General features: G+C 67.6%; 16 protein-coding genes and 2 pseudogenes. 14 read left to right on the forward strand and 4 right to left on the reverse strand.

From position 1 onward, the window contains the following. Window positions 1-176 precede the first annotated feature (176 nt). The gene (gene plsY / locus IFS44_RS07070) at window positions 177-794 is read left to right on the forward strand and encodes a glycerol-3-phosphate 1-O-acyltransferase PlsY (protein WP_192097999.1); all 618 of its coding nucleotides are present in this window, start codon (window positions 177-179) and stop codon (window positions 792-794) included. Beyond that, window positions 727-1,930, forward strand: a pseudogene (gene dprA, locus IFS44_RS07075) (DNA-processing protein DprA). Before plsY ends, dprA begins: the two are co-directional and overlap by 68 nt. Here dprA and IFS44_RS07080 read toward each other — a convergent pair. Continuing rightward, window positions 1,899-2,165, reverse strand: a complete 267-nt coding sequence (locus IFS44_RS07080; protein WP_192098000.1) for a hypothetical protein — start codon at window positions 2,163-2,165, stop codon at window positions 1,899-1,901. The pseudogene dprA and the gene IFS44_RS07080 overlap by 32 nt on opposite strands. 413 nt (window positions 2,166-2,578) lie before the next feature. On the opposite strand from IFS44_RS07080, the gene topA reads away from it, so the two are divergent. Beyond that, the gene (gene topA / locus IFS44_RS07085; protein ID WP_192098001.1) at window positions 2,579-5,200 is read left to right on the forward strand and encodes a type I DNA topoisomerase; all 2,622 of its coding nucleotides are present in this window, start codon (window positions 2,579-2,581) and stop codon (window positions 5,198-5,200) included. A 43-nt stretch (window positions 5,201-5,243) separates the two neighbouring features. On the opposite strand, the gene IFS44_RS07090 is transcribed toward topA, so the two are convergent. Both IFS44_RS07090 and panC read right to left on the reverse strand, forming a co-directional pair. Next, a complete protein-coding gene (locus IFS44_RS07090; RefSeq protein WP_192098002.1) occupies window positions 5,244-5,540 on the reverse strand; it encodes a sel1 repeat family protein in 297 nt (98 codons plus the stop codon). An 80-nt stretch (window positions 5,541-5,620) separates the two neighbouring features. Next, window positions 5,621-6,472, reverse strand: a complete 852-nt coding sequence (gene panC, locus IFS44_RS07095; RefSeq protein ID WP_192098003.1) for a pantoate--beta-alanine ligase — start codon at window positions 6,470-6,472, stop codon at window positions 5,621-5,623. A gap of 75 nt (window positions 6,473-6,547) precedes the next feature. Between panC and IFS44_RS07100 the strand changes: the two genes are divergently transcribed. From IFS44_RS07100 to IFS44_RS07150, 11 genes are all read left to right on the forward strand, one after another. After that, window positions 6,548-7,402 carry a division plane positioning ATPase MipZ gene (locus IFS44_RS07100; RefSeq protein WP_056406822.1) on the forward strand — a complete coding sequence of 285 codons (855 nt, stop codon included), beginning with the start codon at window positions 6,548-6,550 and terminating at the stop codon, window positions 7,400-7,402. A gap of 34 nt (window positions 7,403-7,436) precedes the next feature. Further along, the gene (locus tag IFS44_RS07105) at window positions 7,437-7,691 is read left to right on the forward strand and encodes a molecular chaperone DnaJ (RefSeq protein ID WP_031396256.1); all 255 of its coding nucleotides are present in this window, start codon (window positions 7,437-7,439) and stop codon (window positions 7,689-7,691) included. 16 nt (window positions 7,692-7,707) lie between these two features. After that, the gene (gene pgmG / locus IFS44_RS07110; RefSeq protein WP_192098004.1) at window positions 7,708-9,075 is read left to right on the forward strand and encodes a phosphoglucomutase/phosphomannomutase PgmG; all 1,368 of its coding nucleotides are present in this window, start codon (window positions 7,708-7,710) and stop codon (window positions 9,073-9,075) included. 79 nt (window positions 9,076-9,154) lie between these two features. Beyond that, window positions 9,155-9,610, forward strand: coding sequence for a PH domain-containing protein (locus tag IFS44_RS07115; RefSeq protein WP_192098005.1), 456 nt, complete (start codon window positions 9,155-9,157; stop codon window positions 9,608-9,610). A 27-nt stretch (window positions 9,611-9,637) separates the two neighbouring features. Continuing rightward, window positions 9,638-10,417: an exonuclease domain-containing protein gene (locus tag IFS44_RS07120; RefSeq protein WP_042467016.1), complete on the forward strand. Its 780-nt coding sequence runs from the start codon at window positions 9,638-9,640 to the stop codon at window positions 10,415-10,417. A 109-nt stretch (window positions 10,418-10,526) separates the two neighbouring features. After that, window positions 10,527-10,772 (forward strand): hypothetical protein, encoded by a 246-nt coding sequence (locus tag IFS44_RS07125; protein WP_166746465.1) that lies wholly within the window; start codon window positions 10,527-10,529, stop codon window positions 10,770-10,772. A gap of 357 nt (window positions 10,773-11,129) precedes the next feature. Continuing rightward, a complete protein-coding gene (locus IFS44_RS07130; RefSeq protein WP_031394821.1) occupies window positions 11,130-11,372 on the forward strand; it encodes a hypothetical protein in 243 nt (80 codons plus the stop codon). A 186-nt stretch (window positions 11,373-11,558) separates the two neighbouring features. Next, a complete protein-coding gene (locus IFS44_RS07135) occupies window positions 11,559-13,067 on the forward strand; it encodes a sensor histidine kinase (RefSeq protein WP_192098006.1) in 1,509 nt (502 codons plus the stop codon). Further along, on the forward strand, window positions 13,064-13,507 hold the full coding sequence (locus IFS44_RS07140; protein WP_183936068.1) for a response regulator: 444 nt from the start codon (window positions 13,064-13,066) through the stop codon (window positions 13,505-13,507). The genes IFS44_RS07135 and IFS44_RS07140 overlap by 4 nt, the downstream gene beginning before the upstream one ends. Beyond that, window positions 13,508-14,539, forward strand: coding sequence for a sensor histidine kinase (locus IFS44_RS07145; RefSeq protein WP_192098007.1), 1,032 nt, complete (start codon window positions 13,508-13,510; stop codon window positions 14,537-14,539). A gap of 111 nt (window positions 14,540-14,650) precedes the next feature. Then, a partial coding sequence (locus IFS44_RS07150; protein ID WP_192098197.1) for an organic hydroperoxide resistance protein occupies window positions 14,651-15,073 on the forward strand: 423 nt, incomplete at its 3' end. 1 nt (window position 15,074) lies between these two features. On the opposite strand, the pseudogene msrB reads toward IFS44_RS07150, so the two are convergent. Then, a pseudogene (gene msrB, locus IFS44_RS07155) lies at window positions 15,075-15,507 on the reverse strand (peptide-methionine (R)-S-oxide reductase MsrB); the annotation flags it as partial. Window positions 15,508-15,651 lie beyond the last annotated feature (144 nt).

The raw sequence follows: 15,651 nt of genomic DNA on the forward strand, positions 1-15,651 counted from the left end.
CATCCTGACGAAAGTCAGGATCCAGAGTTGCGAGCGTCGTCCTGCGTGGCTCTGGATCCTGACTTTCGTCAGGATGACGGGGTGGAGGTATCCGGGCGCGCGCCCCAACGCCCACGGACGCGGGATTTGCCGTCCGCCGCGGGTCGTTTATAGCGGGGCGGAACGGGGGAGCTTTCTTGCAGACGGACATATTCTGGGTCGCGCCGACGCTGTCGCTGGCGCTCGGCTACCTGCTGGGGTCGATCCCGTTCGGCGTCATCCTGACGCGGCTGGGCGGCGCGGGCGATCTGCGGACGATCGGATCGGGCAATATCGGCGCGACCAACGTGCTGCGGACCGGGCGCAAGGGCCTCGCCGCGGCGACGCTGCTGCTCGACATGGCCAAGGGTCTGGTCGCGGTGCTGCTGGTCGCGCATCTGTTTCCCGGCAACGCACTGCTCGCCGCGGCCGGCGCCTTTATCGGCCATTGCTACCCGGTCTGGCTGCGGTTCCGCGGCGGCAAGGGCGTCGCGACGCTGATGGGAATCGTCGTCGCGCTCCACTGGCCGCTCGGGCTGGTCTATGCCGCGGTGTGGCTCGGCCTGCTCGGCACGCTGCGGATCTCGTCGGTCGCGGGCATTGCCGCGGCGTTCAGCGCACCGCTCGCCGCCGCGCTGTTCGGGCGCACGGATCTGGTCCTGCTGCTCCTCGCGCTCGCGCTGATCGTCGGGTGGAAGCACCGTGAGAATGTCCAGCGGCTGCTCGCCGGGACCGAGCCGCGGATCGGTGGCACCAGCCGGCCGCGCGGTGGCTGACACCGCGGTCGCCAGACTTCGGCTCATCCGTACGACCGGGATCGGACCGGTCACCTATCGCCAGCTGATCGCGCGGTTCGGCAGCGCGCAGGCCGCGATCGACGCACTGCCGACGCTGGCCGCACGCGGCGGCGGGCGCGTCCCGCGGGTCGCGGGTCGCGGAGCGGACGCTGGTCGACCGCGAGATGGCGGCCACGGCGCGGCTGGGCGCCCGCTACCTCTTTGTCGACGACCCCGATTACCCCCGCCTGCTCGCCGAGACCGAGACCGCGCCGCCGGTGCTGATCCTGCGCGGCGACGTCGCGCATGCGACCCGGCCGTGCATCGCGATGGTCGGCGCGCGCAACGCGTCGGCCGCCGCCTGCCGCTTCGCGCGCGAACTCGCGCATGCGCTCGCCGAGGCGGGCACGACGGTGGTGTCGGGCGTCGCGCGCGGCATCGACACCGCCGCGCATGTCGGTGCGCTCGGGAAGAACGGCACGGGGACCGGATCCGGCGGCACCATCGGCGTGATCGCGAGCGGTATCGACATCGCCTATCCGCCCGACAATGCCGCGCTGCAGGACGCGATCGCCACGCACGGGCTGTTGCTCGCCGAACAGCCGCCCGGGACCGAACCCAAGGCGCGCAACTTCCCGTCGCGCAACCGCATCATCGCAGGCCTCTCGATCGGGACGGTGGTGGTCGAGGCGGTGCCCAAATCGGGCTCGCTGATCACCGCGCGGCTCGCCGCCGAGCAGGGACGCGAGGTGATGGCGGTGCCCGGCAGCCCGCTCGATCCGCGTGCGCAGGGGTGCAACCTGCTGATCCGCGAGGGGGCGACGCTCGTCCAGTCGGCCGCGGACATTCTCGAACAGATCCGCCCGTTCGACAGCCGCTCGGTCCGCTCGCCCGTCGACGCCTATACCGGGCAGGACACCGGCGGCGGGTATCCGGACGATGCGAGCGAGGCCGACCGGCGCGCGGTCGCCGACCTGCTCGGCCCCGTCCCCGTCGGGATCGACGAACTCGTCCGCCAGTCGCACCGGGCGCCCGCGATCGTCCAGCTGATCCTGCTCGAACTCGAACTGGCCGGCCGGCTGGAACGGCATGCGGGCGGGCGCGTCAGCCTGATCCGGGCCGGGCCCGCCGGCTAGGCGCGCCGCCGGTCGTCGCCAGCGCCAGCGCGATCGCCGCACGCTGTTTCCGGGCGAGCGCGTCCGCATCGTCGCAGGCCCGCTCGATCGTCGCGATCAATCCGTCGAGCTCGCGCTGATCGTCCTCGATCAGGAGCGGCGTGGTCGTGCGCAGCGCGGCCCGGCGCAGCGTCGCGATCCGTCGCGCCAGCACCGCGCATTTGCGTTGCGCGAGGACGAGTGCCGCGGGGGTCATGCGACGCCCGCCGGATCCACCCGGACAGTGATCGACGCCGTGGCGCGGCAGGACGCGCTTTCCCGGTCGGGGGCGGCGCAGCGTGGCAGAGGGCCCTGATATGTCATGCAATCCGCCGAAATGAGCGCCGATCGATGCGATCTTACACCAACAATTAACCTGATTTGGATCAACTATCCAGCATATGCTCTATCGACATCACTTCGATCCGTCCCGGGCGGGGACGCCATCCGGTCTGCATGATGCGCGCCCGCGATCGCGCACCGCGATGCCGCCACCGCGCCCGCCCTGCCTCTGACAAACGAGCGCGGGCGCCCTATCTGGCGCACTCATGCCGACCAAGCGCCTGCTTGACGGCACCACCCGAACGCCGTCACCCTCGTACGCGTACACGTAAGGATCCCGGTTTCCCCATGCAGCTTGTCATCGTCGAATCGCCTGCCAAGGCCAAAACCATCGAGAAGTATCTCGGCAGCGACTATCGCGTGCTGGCCAGCTACGGCCATGTCCGCGACCTGCCGCCCAAGGACGGCTCGGTGGATCCCGACGATCAGTTCGCGATGACGTGGGAGAATTACGCCGACAAGTCGAAGCAGCTCAAAGCGATCACCGACCTCGCCAAGACCGCTGACCGCCTGATCCTCGCGACCGATCCGGATCGCGAGGGCGAGGCGATTTCGTGGCATGTCCGCGAAGTGCTGCGTGCGCGCAAGGCACTGCCGAAGGAGGTCGAGCGCGTCACCTTCAACGCGATCACCAAGGCGACCGTTACCGAGGCGATGAAGAACCCGCGCGAGCTCGACGACGATCTGATCGATGCGTACCGCGCGCGCCGTGCGCTCGATTACCTCGTCGGCTTCACGCTCTCGCCGGTGCTGTGGCGCAAGCTGCCCGGCGCCAAGTCCGCGGGCCGTGTCCAGTCGGTCTCGCTGCGCCTGATCGTCCAGCGCGAGCGCGAGATCGACGTGTTCAAGCCGCAGGAATACTGGTCCGTCACCGCCGAGATGGAGCATGACGGCACCGCGTTCCAGGCGCGCCTGACGCAGTTCGAGGGCAACAAGCTCGACCGCCTGTCGATTGGCAACGAGGGCGACGCGCTGCGCGCCAAGCAGGCGGTGCTCGACGGCAATTTCTCGGTCCAGACGGTCGAGACCAAGCCCGCCACGCGCAACCCGCCGCCGCCGTTCACCACGTCGACGCTCCAGCAGGAGGCGTCGCGCAAGCTCGGCTTCTCCGCCGATCACACGATGCGGATCGCGCAGGGCCTCTACGAGGACGGCGCGATCACCTATATGCGTACCGATGGCGTGCAGATGGACGGCAGCGCGATTTCAGCCGCGCGCCTCGCGGTCGCGAACCGCTTCCACGCGAGCTACGTCCCCGACAAGCCGCGCCAGTACCAGTCGAAGGCGAAGAACGCTCAGGAAGCGCATGAGGCGATCCGCCCCACGGACTTTTCCAAGGACAAGGCCGGCGGCGGCGATCATGCGCGGCTGTACGACCTGATCTTCAAGCGCGCGCTCGCCAGCCAGATGGCGTCGGCGCGGATGGAACGCACGACGGTCGAGATGGCCGACGGCACGGGCCGCAACATCCTGCGCGCGACCGGTCAGGTCGTGCTCTTCCCCGGCTATCTCGCCTTGTACGAGGAAGGCGCCGACGACACGCAGGACGAGGACGCACGCCGTCTGCCGCGGATGAAGGAGGGCGATGCGCCGGCCAAGAAGAAGGTCGACGCCGAGCAGCACTTCACCCAGCCGCCGCCGCGCTTCTCGGAAGCCAGCCTCGTCAAGCGGATGGAGGAGCTGGGCATCGGTCGCCCGTCCACCTACGCCTCGATCATCAAGACGCTGAAGGACCGCGCCTATGTGCGGATCGAGAAGAACCGCTTCTTCGCCGAGGAGTCCGGGCGCCTCGTGACGGCGTTCCTCGAGCGCTTCTTCGAGAAATATGTCGGTTACGACTATACCGCGGAGCTCGAGGAGGAACTCGACGATGTTTCGGGCGGCCGCGCGCAGTGGCAGTCGGTGCTTGACGCGTTCTGGCGCGATTTCAAGCCGCGTACCTCCGAGGTGATGGAGCAGCAGCCCAGCGCGATCACCGCCGAGCTCGACACCTTCCTCGCGCCGTACCTGTTCCCCGCCAAGGCGGATGGTGGCGATCCGCGGCTCTGCCCGAATTGCGGCGAGGGGCAGTTGGCGCTCCGCGGCGGCAAGTTCGGCGCGTTCATCGCCTGCTCCAACTATCCCGAGTGCAAATATACGCGCCGCTTCGCGCAGCCCGGCGGTGACGCTGAGGCGGATGCGGGTCCGTCGACGCTCGGCACGCATCCCGACACCGGCCAGCCGATCGAGCGCAAGTCGGGACGCTTCGGCCCGTATCTGCAGATCGGCGAGGGCGAGGATCGCAAGATGGCGTCGATCCCGAAGGATATCGGCGAGCTCAACCTCGAATGGGCGGTCAAGCTGCTCTCGCTCCCGCGGACGGTGGGCAACCACCCCGAGACCGGCGAGCCGATCATCGCGACGATCGGCAAGTTCGGGCCGTATCTGAAGCATGAGGGCAAATATGCGCGTCTGACGACCACGGCGGACGTGTTCGAGACGGGCATGAACGCGGCGGTCGTGAAGCTGGCCGAAGCGGCGGCCGGCGGCGGTCGCACCGCGCGCGGGGCGCAGGCGCCGCTGAAGGTTCTGGGCAACCATCCGCGTACCGAGGCGGAGATCAAGCTGATGGAGGGGCGGTACGGTCCCTATGTCACCGACGGCACGACGAACGCGACGCTGCCCAAGTCGATCGAAAAGGACCAGCTGACGCTGGAGGAAGCGGCCTCGCTGATCGACGCGAGGGCCGCGGCGGCACCTGCGACGAAGAAGAAGAAGGCGCCCGCCAAGAAGCCCGCGGCGAAGAAGGCACCGGCCAAGGCCGCGGCGGCCAAGGACGGGGAGGCGAAGGCAGCGCCGGTGAAGAAGGCGCCGGCCAAGAAGGCGCCTGCGAAAAAGGCCGCGCCCAAGAAGAAGGCCGCAGCCGAATAACGCCCTGATCCTCCCCCGTCAGGGGGAGGATCAGACAGAAGGCTTACGCCGCGCGGCGTTGCGTCAACTGCATCCAGTCGCGCGCGGCCCGCTGCGCCACCGCAATGTCGCGCTGGCTCATGTCCTCGGCGATCTGCGCGCGGCATTCCTGCGCCGCGTGATTGCCCGACACCGCCGCCAGGTTGAACCATTTATGCGCCTCGATCAGGTCGAGCACGACGCCCGCGGTGCCGGTCGAATACACCATCCCGAGTTCGTAACACGCCCGCCCGTCGCCGCGCGCGGCATCGGCGAGGCGCCGTTCGATCAGGAAATTCTTGGTCTTGAGCCTGCCAGCCATTGTCGGTCCCCGCTGTTCCTGCCGACAGACTGGACCGACTCGGCCTGCTCAATGGTTAACGGGGCATTCCGTAGGATTGCCTAGTCGACCGCGATGTTGTCGATCAGCCGGGTCGTGCCCATCCGCGCGGCCGCGAGCAGCCGCCGGGGGCGGGCCGCGCCGGGCTGTTCCGCCCCCGTCTGCTCGACGAGGGTCTCGGCATCCGCGAGCGCGATATAGTCGATCGCGAAGCCCGCGCTGACCAGCGCGGTCCGGGCGTCGTCGAGCACGGCGGCGACATCCTCGCCGCGGGCGATCGCACGCGCGGCGACGCCGAGCGCCCGCGGCAGCGCGACCGCCTGCCGGCGCTGGTCGTCGTCGAGATAGATGTTGCGCGACGACATGGCGAGGCCATCATCGTCGCGCTGCGTCGGGACGCCGACGATCTCGATCGCGAAGTCGAGATCGGTGACCATCCGGCGGATGACAGCGAGCTGCTGGAAGTCCTTTTCGCCGAAATAGGCGGCATCCGCGCCGACTTGGTTGAACAGCTTGGCGACGACGGTCGCGACACCATCGAAATGGCCGGGACGCGCGGCCCCGTCAAAGCCCTCGCTCACCCCGGCGACGCTGACGTTGGTGGCAAAGCCTTCGGGATACATGACCTCGACGCCCGGCGCCCAGAGCAGGTCGCAGCCGACCTCGTTCAGCAGCCTGATGTCGGCCATCTCGCGCCGCGGATAGCGCGCGAGATCCTCGTTCGGGCCGAACTGTTTGGGGTTGACGAAGATCGACGCGACGACCTTCGTTCCCGGGCGTTTCGCCGCCTCGATCAGCGCGACATGGCCGGCGTGGAGCGCCCCCATCGTCGGGACGAGCGCGACGCGCTGGCCGGCCGCGCGGAACGCGGCGACGCTTTCGCGCAGCATATTCAGGTCCCTGACGGTGTCCACGTGAAACTCCCACTCGATAAGTACGGTCGCGGCTTCTATGAAGGGCGTCACTCACGATCAATAAGGAAACGCGCGTTGGCCACGGGCCCGGATTCCCCTCACGCTTCGACGCACGTCATCGTGTTCGCCAACGAGAAGGGCGGCACGGGCAAATCGACGACCGCGGTCCATGTCGCGATCGCGCTGGCCGCCAGGGGCGCGCGCGTCGCCTGTCTCGACCTCGACCACCGCCAGCGCACCGTCGGCCGCTATCTCGACAACCGCGCCGAGACGATCAAGCGCACCGGTTCCGCGCTGCCGATGCCGCGTCACGCGACGCTGTCGGCGCAGACCGAGGACCAGTTCGAGGATCTGTGGCATTCGCTGTGTGCGGACTCGGATTTTCTCGTCGTCGACACGCCCGGCCGCGACGATCCGTTTGCGCGCACCGCCGCCGCGCTCTCGAACACGCTGGTCACGCCGATGAACGACAGCTTCGTCGATTTCGACCTGATCGGGCAGGTCGATCCCGAAACCTTCCAGGTGACGCGGCCGAGCTTCTATTCCGAGCTGATCTGGGACGCGCGCAAGCAGCGCGCCCGCGCGGACGGGACGACGATCGACTGGGTCGTGCTGCGCAACCGCCTCCAGCATATCGAGGCGCGCAACATGCGCCGCGTCTCGGATGCGCTTGTTCAGCTGTCGAAGCGGGTCGGGTTCCGGATCATCCCGGGGCTCGGCGAACGCGTCATCTACCGCGAGATGTTCCCCGCCGGGCTGACGATGATCGATGCGAAGGAATTCGGCGGCATGGGGCTGGCACACGTCGCCGCGCGCCAGGAACTGCGCGAGATGATGGCGGCGCTGCAGCTGCCCGAGCTGGTCGCCGAAACCGCGCCGCGCGCCGCGGCGCCGTCGTCGCCCGGCCCCGTGTCGGATGTCGCTGCATGACGGACCGCACCACGGTCCGCCGCAGGGCCGCGGCGTGACGTGGATCGCCACCGCACTGCTGATCTGGCTGGCCTGGCGGTATCTGCGCCCCAAGCCGAAACAGCGCGTGGTGACCGACGAAGCGGAAGCGCGCGCGATCCTGGGGATCGACGCGCTTGCGGACGCCGACGCGGTCCGCAGCGCGCACCGGCGGCTGATCGCCTCGGTCCATCCCGACCGCGGCGGCTCGACTGACCTGACGCGGCGGGTGAACGCCGCGCGCGACCTGCTGCTCAAACGCACGCGATAAGCCGACACAGAGACGTATGACGCACCAGTTCGACCCCAGCGCGCTGCGCGAATACGACGTTCGCGGGATCGTCGGCAAAAGCCTTGGCCCCGCAGATGCCACCGCGATCGGCCGGGGGTTCGCGACGCGCGTGCGCGGCATCGGCGGCACCCGCGTGGCGGTCGGCTATGACGGCCGCCTGTCCTCCCCCGCACTCGAGGCGGCGCTGGTCGCCGGGCTGGTCGCGGGCGGCGTCGACGTCGTCCGGATCGGTCTCGGCCCGTCGCCGATGCTCTATTATGCCGAGGCGACGCTAGAAGTGGATGGCGGCATCCACGTAACCGGCAGCCATAATCCCGCCGAGTATAACGGCTTCAAGATGGTATTGCGTCACGCCCCATTTTTCGGTGACGACATCCAGGATCTTGCCGCGCTTGCCGAGTCGGGCGCGTGGAGCGAAGGCGCCGGTATGGTCACCACCGTCGACCTGCGCGACGCCTATGTCGGCCGGCTGATGGCGGGCTATGCCGGCGGCGCCTATAGGATCGGCTGGGATACCGGCAACGGCGCCGCGGGCCCGGTGATCGAGGCGCTGGTCAAGCTCCTCCCGGGTGAGCATCATGTGATCTTCGCCGAAGTCGACGGCAATTTTCCCAATCATCATCCAGATCCTACCGAAGAATCGAACCTTGCCGATCTGAAGCGGCTCGTCACGGAAAACAACCTCGACTTCGGACTGGCCTTTGACGGCGATGGCGACCGGATCGGTGCGGTCGACGCGCTGGGGCGGGTGATCTGGGGGGATCAGATCCTGTCCATCTTGGTCGAGCCCGCGCTGCGCGAGCATCCCGGCGCCTCGATCGTCGCGGACGTGAAGTCGTCCCAGGCACTGTTCGACCGGATCACCGCGCTTGGCGGCAAGGCGGTGATGGCGCCGACCGGACACAGCCTGATGAAGACCGCGATGACGCGCACCGGCGCCCCGCTCGGCGGGGAACTGAGCGGGCACCTGTTCTTCGCGGGCGACTATTACGGGTTCGACGACGCCGCCTATGCCGCGGTCCGCCTCATTCGCGCGGTGCATCTGTCGGGACAGTCGCTGACCGCGCTGCACGATGCGATGCCGGCGCTGGTCGCGACGCCCGATCTGCGCTTCCCGGTCGACGACGCGGAGAAGTTCGCGGTGGTGGACGCGGTCGTCGCACGGCTGGCGCGCGACGGCGCGGTGGTCGACCTGACCGACGGCGCGCGCGTCACCACGCCCGATGGCTGGTGGCTGCTGCGCGCGTCGAACACGCAGGCGATGCTGACGGTGCGCGCCGAAGCACGCACCGACGACGCGCTGGCCAGCCTGCTCGCCGCGGTCGACGCGCACCTCGCGGCCTGCGGCGTGACGCGAGCCTGATCCGCGTGCCGCCCCGCGCGCGGCGATTGACTCGGGGCCGCGCTACCCTACCCTCCGCCATCATCCCAAGGAGTGCCGCGTGGAGCGACCCATCGACGAATTCCGGTCCAGCACGCGGCGCTGGCTGCTCGGCAGCTTTGCTGGCTGGGGAACGCTGCTGTCTTGCCTGGTCGGCGTGGGTTTCGTGCTGATCGGGCTGCGGTGGCTCCGGAACCGGAGCACGACCTTCGAGATCACCGACCAGCGGCTGATCGTGAAGCGCGGCATCCTGTTCAAGACGATCGACGAGATCGAGCTCTACCGGATCAAGGACGTCCGGCTCGGCTATTCGCTGCTCAACCAGATGACCGACATCGGCACGATCGTGCTGACGTCGACCGATCGCACGACCGGCGGCGGCGAATTCGTCCTGCGCGACGTGCCGATGGCGCGCGACCGGCGCGAAGGGCTGCGCACGCTCGTCGACCGTGCGCGCCAGCGGCGCGGCGTGCGCGAGGTCGATATCGACCGCGACGGTGCATACGCGCTGGATTAGCCGCGCTTTTGTCCCCACATGGCAGTCATGGCGCCATCTTATGCAAAGCCCAAGCCCCAGCCGCAGATGATCCGGGTCATCGACCTCGAGACCACCGGATCGGCTCCCCCCGCGCACGGCGTGTGCGAGATCGGCTGGCAGGACGTTGCGCTGGGTGAGGACGGGCGCTGGGAAATCTACGGCGAGGGCGGCAGTCTGCTGGTCAATCCGGGCCGGCTGATCCCGCCGGTGACCCAGGCGATCCATCATATTCTCGACGAGCATGTCGCCGATGCGCCCTGGTGGCATGATTGCGCGCGCCAGGTGCTCGATCCCTGGCCGCGACGGCTCGCGCTGGCCGCGCACCGTGCCGATTTCGAACAGAAATTCTGCACCCCCGCGCTGACGCGCGACGCGGAATGGATCTGCACGTGGAAATGCGCGCTGCGGCTGTGGCCCGATTCGCCGAGCTTTTCGAACCAGGTGCTGCGCTATTGGCGCAAGCCCGCGGGGATGGAGCATGAGCGCGGCCTGCCAGCGCATCGTGCCTTTCCCGACGCCTATGTCACCGCCTTCCATCTGCGCGACATGCTCAACGAGGCGAGCCTGGCGCAGCTGATCGAATGGTCGCGCGATCCCGGGCTCATCCCGCGCGTGCGCTATGGTCCCGACCGCGGCAAGGAATGGTCCGAACTGGATCACGAGACCCTGATGGCATTCCTGACCGATCGCGATCCCGATATCCGCTTCACCGCCAATCACGAGATGGATCGGCGCAGTGGCGGCGGCCGCGTCGGCAAGGCGAGCGCGCAGGAACTGTTGCTTTAGCGCGACTTCGCGGCAGATACATATAATACGTACCAAAACATTGCGCGCGTTTATATTATTCGTGAATTGAACTATGATCGTGTCTCCTTCGGTGAAGTGGAGACCCTTCATGCGCAAGTTCATCATCACTGCTGCAGCATTTGCAATCGCTACGATGCCGGCCACCGCGAATGCAGCCACCAACGCAGCGGCGCCATTGTCTGTCGCCAAGTCGGTGCGTGTATCGACGCAGACCGTCAGGAAGACCAAGCTTGCCGGTCCGAGCCTGATCGTCCCCCTGCTGGCAACGGTTGTCATCGTGGGCGGCGCCATTCTGCTCGTCACGAGCGACGACGATGATTCGGACAGCAACTGAGCAAACGAACGGCGTAGCGATGTCATCCGCTCGAACGGCAGCGGTCTCGCCTTGTCGGGCGGGTTAGAGGGCCTGCCAAAGTCGAACCATGACGACGATATCACCGGGTCATGATGATCCGTGATCTTGATGGCCGTCCCGATCGATCGTGATTGCGATCTCCGGGTCTCGGCCAATCCCGCGATCGATGCGGCACAGTGGCGACCGCCGCGGTGGCAAGGCCAGCGCCTGAAAACTGTTGCCCCAGGGTCACGGTCGGCGACCGATAATTGCCCCCGATCGGTTTAGACGTTGCTTCATTTTTAATACAAACGCCTATACTGTGCGCTCTTCTCATAAAGTTACGGAGTTGTTCTCATGCGTAAGATCCTTCTCACGGCTGCTGCCGTTGCCGTCTCGGCCATGCCCGTCGCGGCGAATGCTGCTGCAAATTCCGCAGCGTCGCTGTCGGTCGCCAAGTCGGTGCGCGCTGCATCGCCGACTGCCAAGAAGAACAAGGTTGCCGGTGCCGGTCTGGTCATCGTCGCCGTCGCTGCCGTCGCCGTGGGCGGCGCGCTGTATCTCGCGATCGACGACGACAACAACTCCGACAGCAACTAAGACATAACGGGGTCGGCGCTGGCGCCGGCCCCACCCTGGCGGGCCGGTGTCGATGCCCGTCCGGCGCGGCCAGACGCCCCGATCCTCGCAATCGCCGTCGCGCAAGGCGACGGTATCCACCCTCTCCGACCGCCGTCCGTCAGTATCGCTGGCGTAACGATAGGCGGTATCCTAGACGGGTCGCATATGGCGCGTATCAGCTTGAAACTTCCCCAGTCGGAAGGGCGCATCGCCCGCTGGCTGGTCGCGTTCATGACGCTCGGCTTCGTCGCGCTGGCCGCTGCCGCGGTCGCGATCGGCTGGATCACGGTGCGTAACGCGCGCTATACCGCCGATATTCTTCATACGCAGGACGTCCGCCAGGCGATCGCCACGTTGCAGGTCGAGATGGAGCAGTCGGAGACCGCGCGGCGCGGCTATCTTCTGACTGGCCTGCCCCTGTTCTCGACGGCGTATGAGACGACGGCCCAACGGCTCGCGCCGGCGCTGACGGCGCTGCGCTCCTCGACCCACGACAATCCACGCCAGACCGCGCGGCTCGACCTGATCGAACCGCGGGTGGGCCAGTTGCGCAGCCTGCGGACCCAGTCGATCGCGCTGGTCGACGCGGGCCGGATCGGCGAGGCGCAACGCCGGTTCGCGGTCGATGCGAGCGTCCCGCTGATGCGCAGCATCCGCTACCGGCTGCGGGCGATGGCCGCCGAGGAAGTTCGCCTGCTCGAGATCCGCAGTGACCGCCAGCAACGCTCAAACGCGTTGTTCCTGTCGGTAGCGGGCGTCGCGGCGTTGCTGCTGCTCGTCGTCGCGATCCTCGCGATCCTGGTGATCCGGCGCTACACCGCCGATCTCGGCGCGTCGCGCGACCGGTTGCACCTGCTCAACGAGACGCTCGAGGATCAGGTGGTCGAACGGACCGCGGATCTCAGTCGGGCGAATGACGAGATCCAGCGTTTCGCCTATATCGTCAGCCACGACCTGCGCTCGCCGCTCGTCAATGTGATGGGCTTCACCGCGGAACTGGCCGAGGCCGCCGCACCGCTGGCCGCACTGATCGACCGGGCGGAGGCGATCGCCCCGGAGATCGTCACCCCCGAGGCGCGGATCGCCGCGCGCGAGGACCTGCCCGAGGCGATCGGCTTCATCCGCGCCTCGACTCAGAAGATGGACCGGCTGATCAACGCGATCCTGAAGCTGTCGCGCGAGGGGCGGCGGTCGATTACCCCCGAACCGGTCGACCCGGCCGCCGTCGGGGACGCGATCGTCGCGTCGATCCAGCACCTTATCGACGATCGCGGCGCGACTGTGACGATCGACCGCCCGCTGCCCGCACTCGTCACCGACCGGCTCGCGCTCGAACAGATCCTGTCGAACCTGATCGAGAATGCGACCAAATATCTTCAGCCCGGACGGCCGGGCGCAATCCGGCTTGCCGGCACGCGAGAGCGCAACCGCGTGATCCTGTCGGTCATCGACAATGGCCGCGGCATCGCGCCGGGCGATCACCAGCGCGTCTTCGACCTGTTCCGCCGTGCCGGGCCGCAGGACCAGCCCGGCGAGGGCATCGGCCTCGCGCATGTCCGCGCGCTGGCCTATCGGCTCGGCGGGACGATCGACGTGGTCTCGACGCTCGGCGAAGGCGCGACCTTCCGGCTCAACCTTCCCTTCGACCTCAGGTTACAGGATCCCGTGGCATGAACGATCACAAATCCGTCGGCATCGTGATGATCGAGGATGACGAGGGCCATGCGCGCCTTATCGAGAAGAACATCCGTCGTGCGGGCATCCTCAACGATATCCGCCATTTCACCGATGGCACGACCGCACTCGCCTTCCTGTTCGATGCGGCCGACGGTCCGGCGAAGAGCGGCCCCGCGCTGATCCTGCTCGACCTCAACCTGCCCGACATGAGCGGCACCGACATCCTCGCGCGGATCAAGGCGGAGGGCAGCCCGCTCCGACGCGCGCCCGTCGTCGTGCTGACGACCACCGACGACAAGGTCGAGATCCAGCGCTGCTATGATCTCGGCTGCAACGTCTATATCACCAAGCCGGTGAATTATGAGAGCTTTGCCCAGGCGATCCGCCAGCTCGGCCTGTTCCTGTCGGTGATCCAGGTCCCCTCGGCCGAGAGTTGAATGACCGGCAAACGCGTTCTCTATATCGATGACGATGCGGGTATCCGGCGGCTGGTCGGGCGCGCGATGGAGCGTCGCGGGTACCATATGACGCTGGCCGAATCGGGCGCGGACGGCATCGCGATGGCGCGCGCCGAACCGTATGACCTGATCGCGGTCGATCATTACATGCCCGGGATGGACGGGCTCGAGACGCTCAACGTGCTGCGCGCGCTGCCCGATGCGCCGCCCGTCGTCTATGTCACCGGGTCAGACGAGGGACGGATCGCGGTCGCCGCGTTGAAGGCGGGGGCGGCCGACTATGTCGTGAAGACCGTCGGCGAGGAGTTTTTCGAGCTGCTCGATGCAGCGTTCGAGCAGGTCGGCGCGCGGTCGGTGCTGCAACAGGCCAAGGCCGTTGCCGAGGCCGATCTGCGCGCGACCAACGCGCGGCTCGAGGCGCTGCTCGGCGAGGTGAACCACCGCGTCGCCAATTCGCTGCAGCTGGTCTCGGCGATGGTCAGCCTGCAGGCGGGCGCGCTGACCGACCCGGCCGCGCGCGAGGCGCTCGAGGATACGCAGCGGCGGATCCAGGCGATCGCGCAGGTCCATCGCCGCCTGTATACGAGCAACGATGTCGAGAGCGTCGACATGCGCGAATATCTCGGCGCGCTGGTCGACGAACTGGCGGAGACCTGGTCGAGCGAGGCGCTGCCACGCGCGTTGCGGTTGGTCGCCGAACCGATCCGGCTGGCGACCGACCGCGCGGTGTCGCTGGGCGTGATCGTCACCGAACTCGTCACCAATGCCTGCAAATACGCCTATCCCACGGGATCGGGCGAGGTCCGCGTGACGCTGTCGCAGACCGATGACGGCCAGTTCCTGCTGGCGGTCGAGGATGATGGCTGCGGCATGCCCGCCGATGCCACGCCCCGCGGTACGGGGCTCGGCACCAAGCTGATCCGCGCGATGGCGCAGAGCCTGCATTCGATCGTCGAATATGACCGCGCGCATCGCGGCGTGCGCGCGACGCTCCGCGCCGAGGTGCGCTGACCTCCGTCAGCTACGAGCAGGATCGTCGATGGTTACGCGCACGGGCGGCTCTGGACAGCGACGACCCGCGCTCCTATTTGTTTATCGCGATAAGCAAATAGGAGATTCAGCATGTCAGTCGATGTGAAATACAGCACCACGGCAACCGCCACCGGCGGTCGTGACGGTCAGGCACGGTCGGAGGACGGCCGGTTCGCGGTGGCCCTGTCGACGCCCAAGGAGCTTGGTGGCGCCGGTGGTGACGGGAGCAACCCGGAACAGCTGTTCGCGGCGGGCTATTCGGCCTGCTTCATCGGCGCTCTGAAGGTCGCCGGGCAGCAGCTGAAGGTGAAGCTGCCCGACAATGTGTCGGTGACCGCCAAGGTCGGCATCGGTCCGCGCAGTGCGGGCGGGTTCGGCATCACCACCGATCTGACCGTCACGCTGCCGGGTCTCGACCGCGAGCAGGCGCAGAAGCTGGTCGATACCGCGCACCAGATCTGCCCCTATTCGAACGCCACGCGCGGCAATGTCGATGTCGGGCTGACGCTCGCCNCCTGATCGAGATAGTCCGCATACCCCTCGGCTTCCATCGCGTCGCGCGGGACGAAGCGGAGTGCGGCCGAGTTGATGCAGTAGCGCAGCCCGCCGCGATCGCGCGGCCCGTCCTCGAAGACATGTCCCAGATGGCTGTCCGCGCCTGCCGAGCGGACCTCGGTGCGGACCATGCCGTGGCTGCGGTCATGCAGTTCGGCGACATGCGCGGGGGTGATCGGCTTGGTGAAGCTCGGCCAGCCGCAATGCGAATCAAACTTGTCGGCCGACGCGAACAGCGGTTCGCCCGAGACGATGTCGACATAGAGCCCGGGTTCGCGGGTGTTGAGATAGGATCCCGTCCCTGGCCGCTCGGTGCCGCTTTCCTGCGTGACGTAATATTGCTCGGGCGTCAGCTTGGCGAGCGCGGCGTCGGTCTTCTTATACTCTGTCATGCTGTCCTCTCACGCGGCGATCCGCGTCGGTTGGCCGGCCGGGATGCGCGAAAGCTGCGTCCGGTCAGCAGGGTGCCGACGGGATATAGGGGGCGTTGGCGCTATAGGAATGGCCACGCGACGGTGATGGCCAGCCCGATGAGC

This window comes from Sphingomonas sp. CFBP 13706 (assembly GCF_014842355.1).
Taxonomy (GTDB): Bacteria; Pseudomonadota; Alphaproteobacteria; order Sphingomonadales; family Sphingomonadaceae; genus Sphingomonas; species Sphingomonas aerolata.

Bases quoted from the DNA above. Each gene is read 5' to 3' on its own strand.
- IFS44_RS07090 (WP_192098002.1), bottom strand. From the start codon at position 5,540: ATGGCTGGCAGGCTCAAGACCAAGAATTTCCTGATCGAACGGCGCCTC.
- IFS44_RS07125 (WP_166746465.1), top strand. From the start codon at position 10,527: ATGCGCAAGTTCATCATCACTGCTGCAGCATTTGCAATCGCTACGATG.
- IFS44_RS07145 (WP_192098007.1), top strand. From the start codon at position 13,508: ATGACCGGCAAACGCGTTCTCTATATCGATGACGATGCGGGTATCCGG.
- IFS44_RS07140 (WP_183936068.1), top strand. From the start codon at position 13,064: ATGAACGATCACAAATCCGTCGGCATCGTGATGATCGAGGATGACGAG.
- IFS44_RS07135 (WP_192098006.1), top strand. From the start codon at position 11,559: ATGGCGCGTATCAGCTTGAAACTTCCCCAGTCGGAAGGGCGCATCGCC.
- IFS44_RS07080 (WP_192098000.1), bottom strand. From the start codon at position 2,165: ATGACCCCCGCGGCACTCGTCCTCGCGCAACGCAAATGCGCGGTGCTG.
- IFS44_RS07120 (WP_042467016.1), top strand. From the start codon at position 9,638: ATGGCGCCATCTTATGCAAAGCCCAAGCCCCAGCCGCAGATGATCCGG.
- pgmG (WP_192098004.1), top strand. From the start codon at position 7,708: ATGACGCACCAGTTCGACCCCAGCGCGCTGCGCGAATACGACGTTCGC.
- IFS44_RS07130 (WP_031394821.1), top strand. From the start codon at position 11,130: ATGCGTAAGATCCTTCTCACGGCTGCTGCCGTTGCCGTCTCGGCCATG.
- topA (WP_192098001.1), top strand. From the start codon at position 2,579: ATGCAGCTTGTCATCGTCGAATCGCCTGCCAAGGCCAAAACCATCGAG.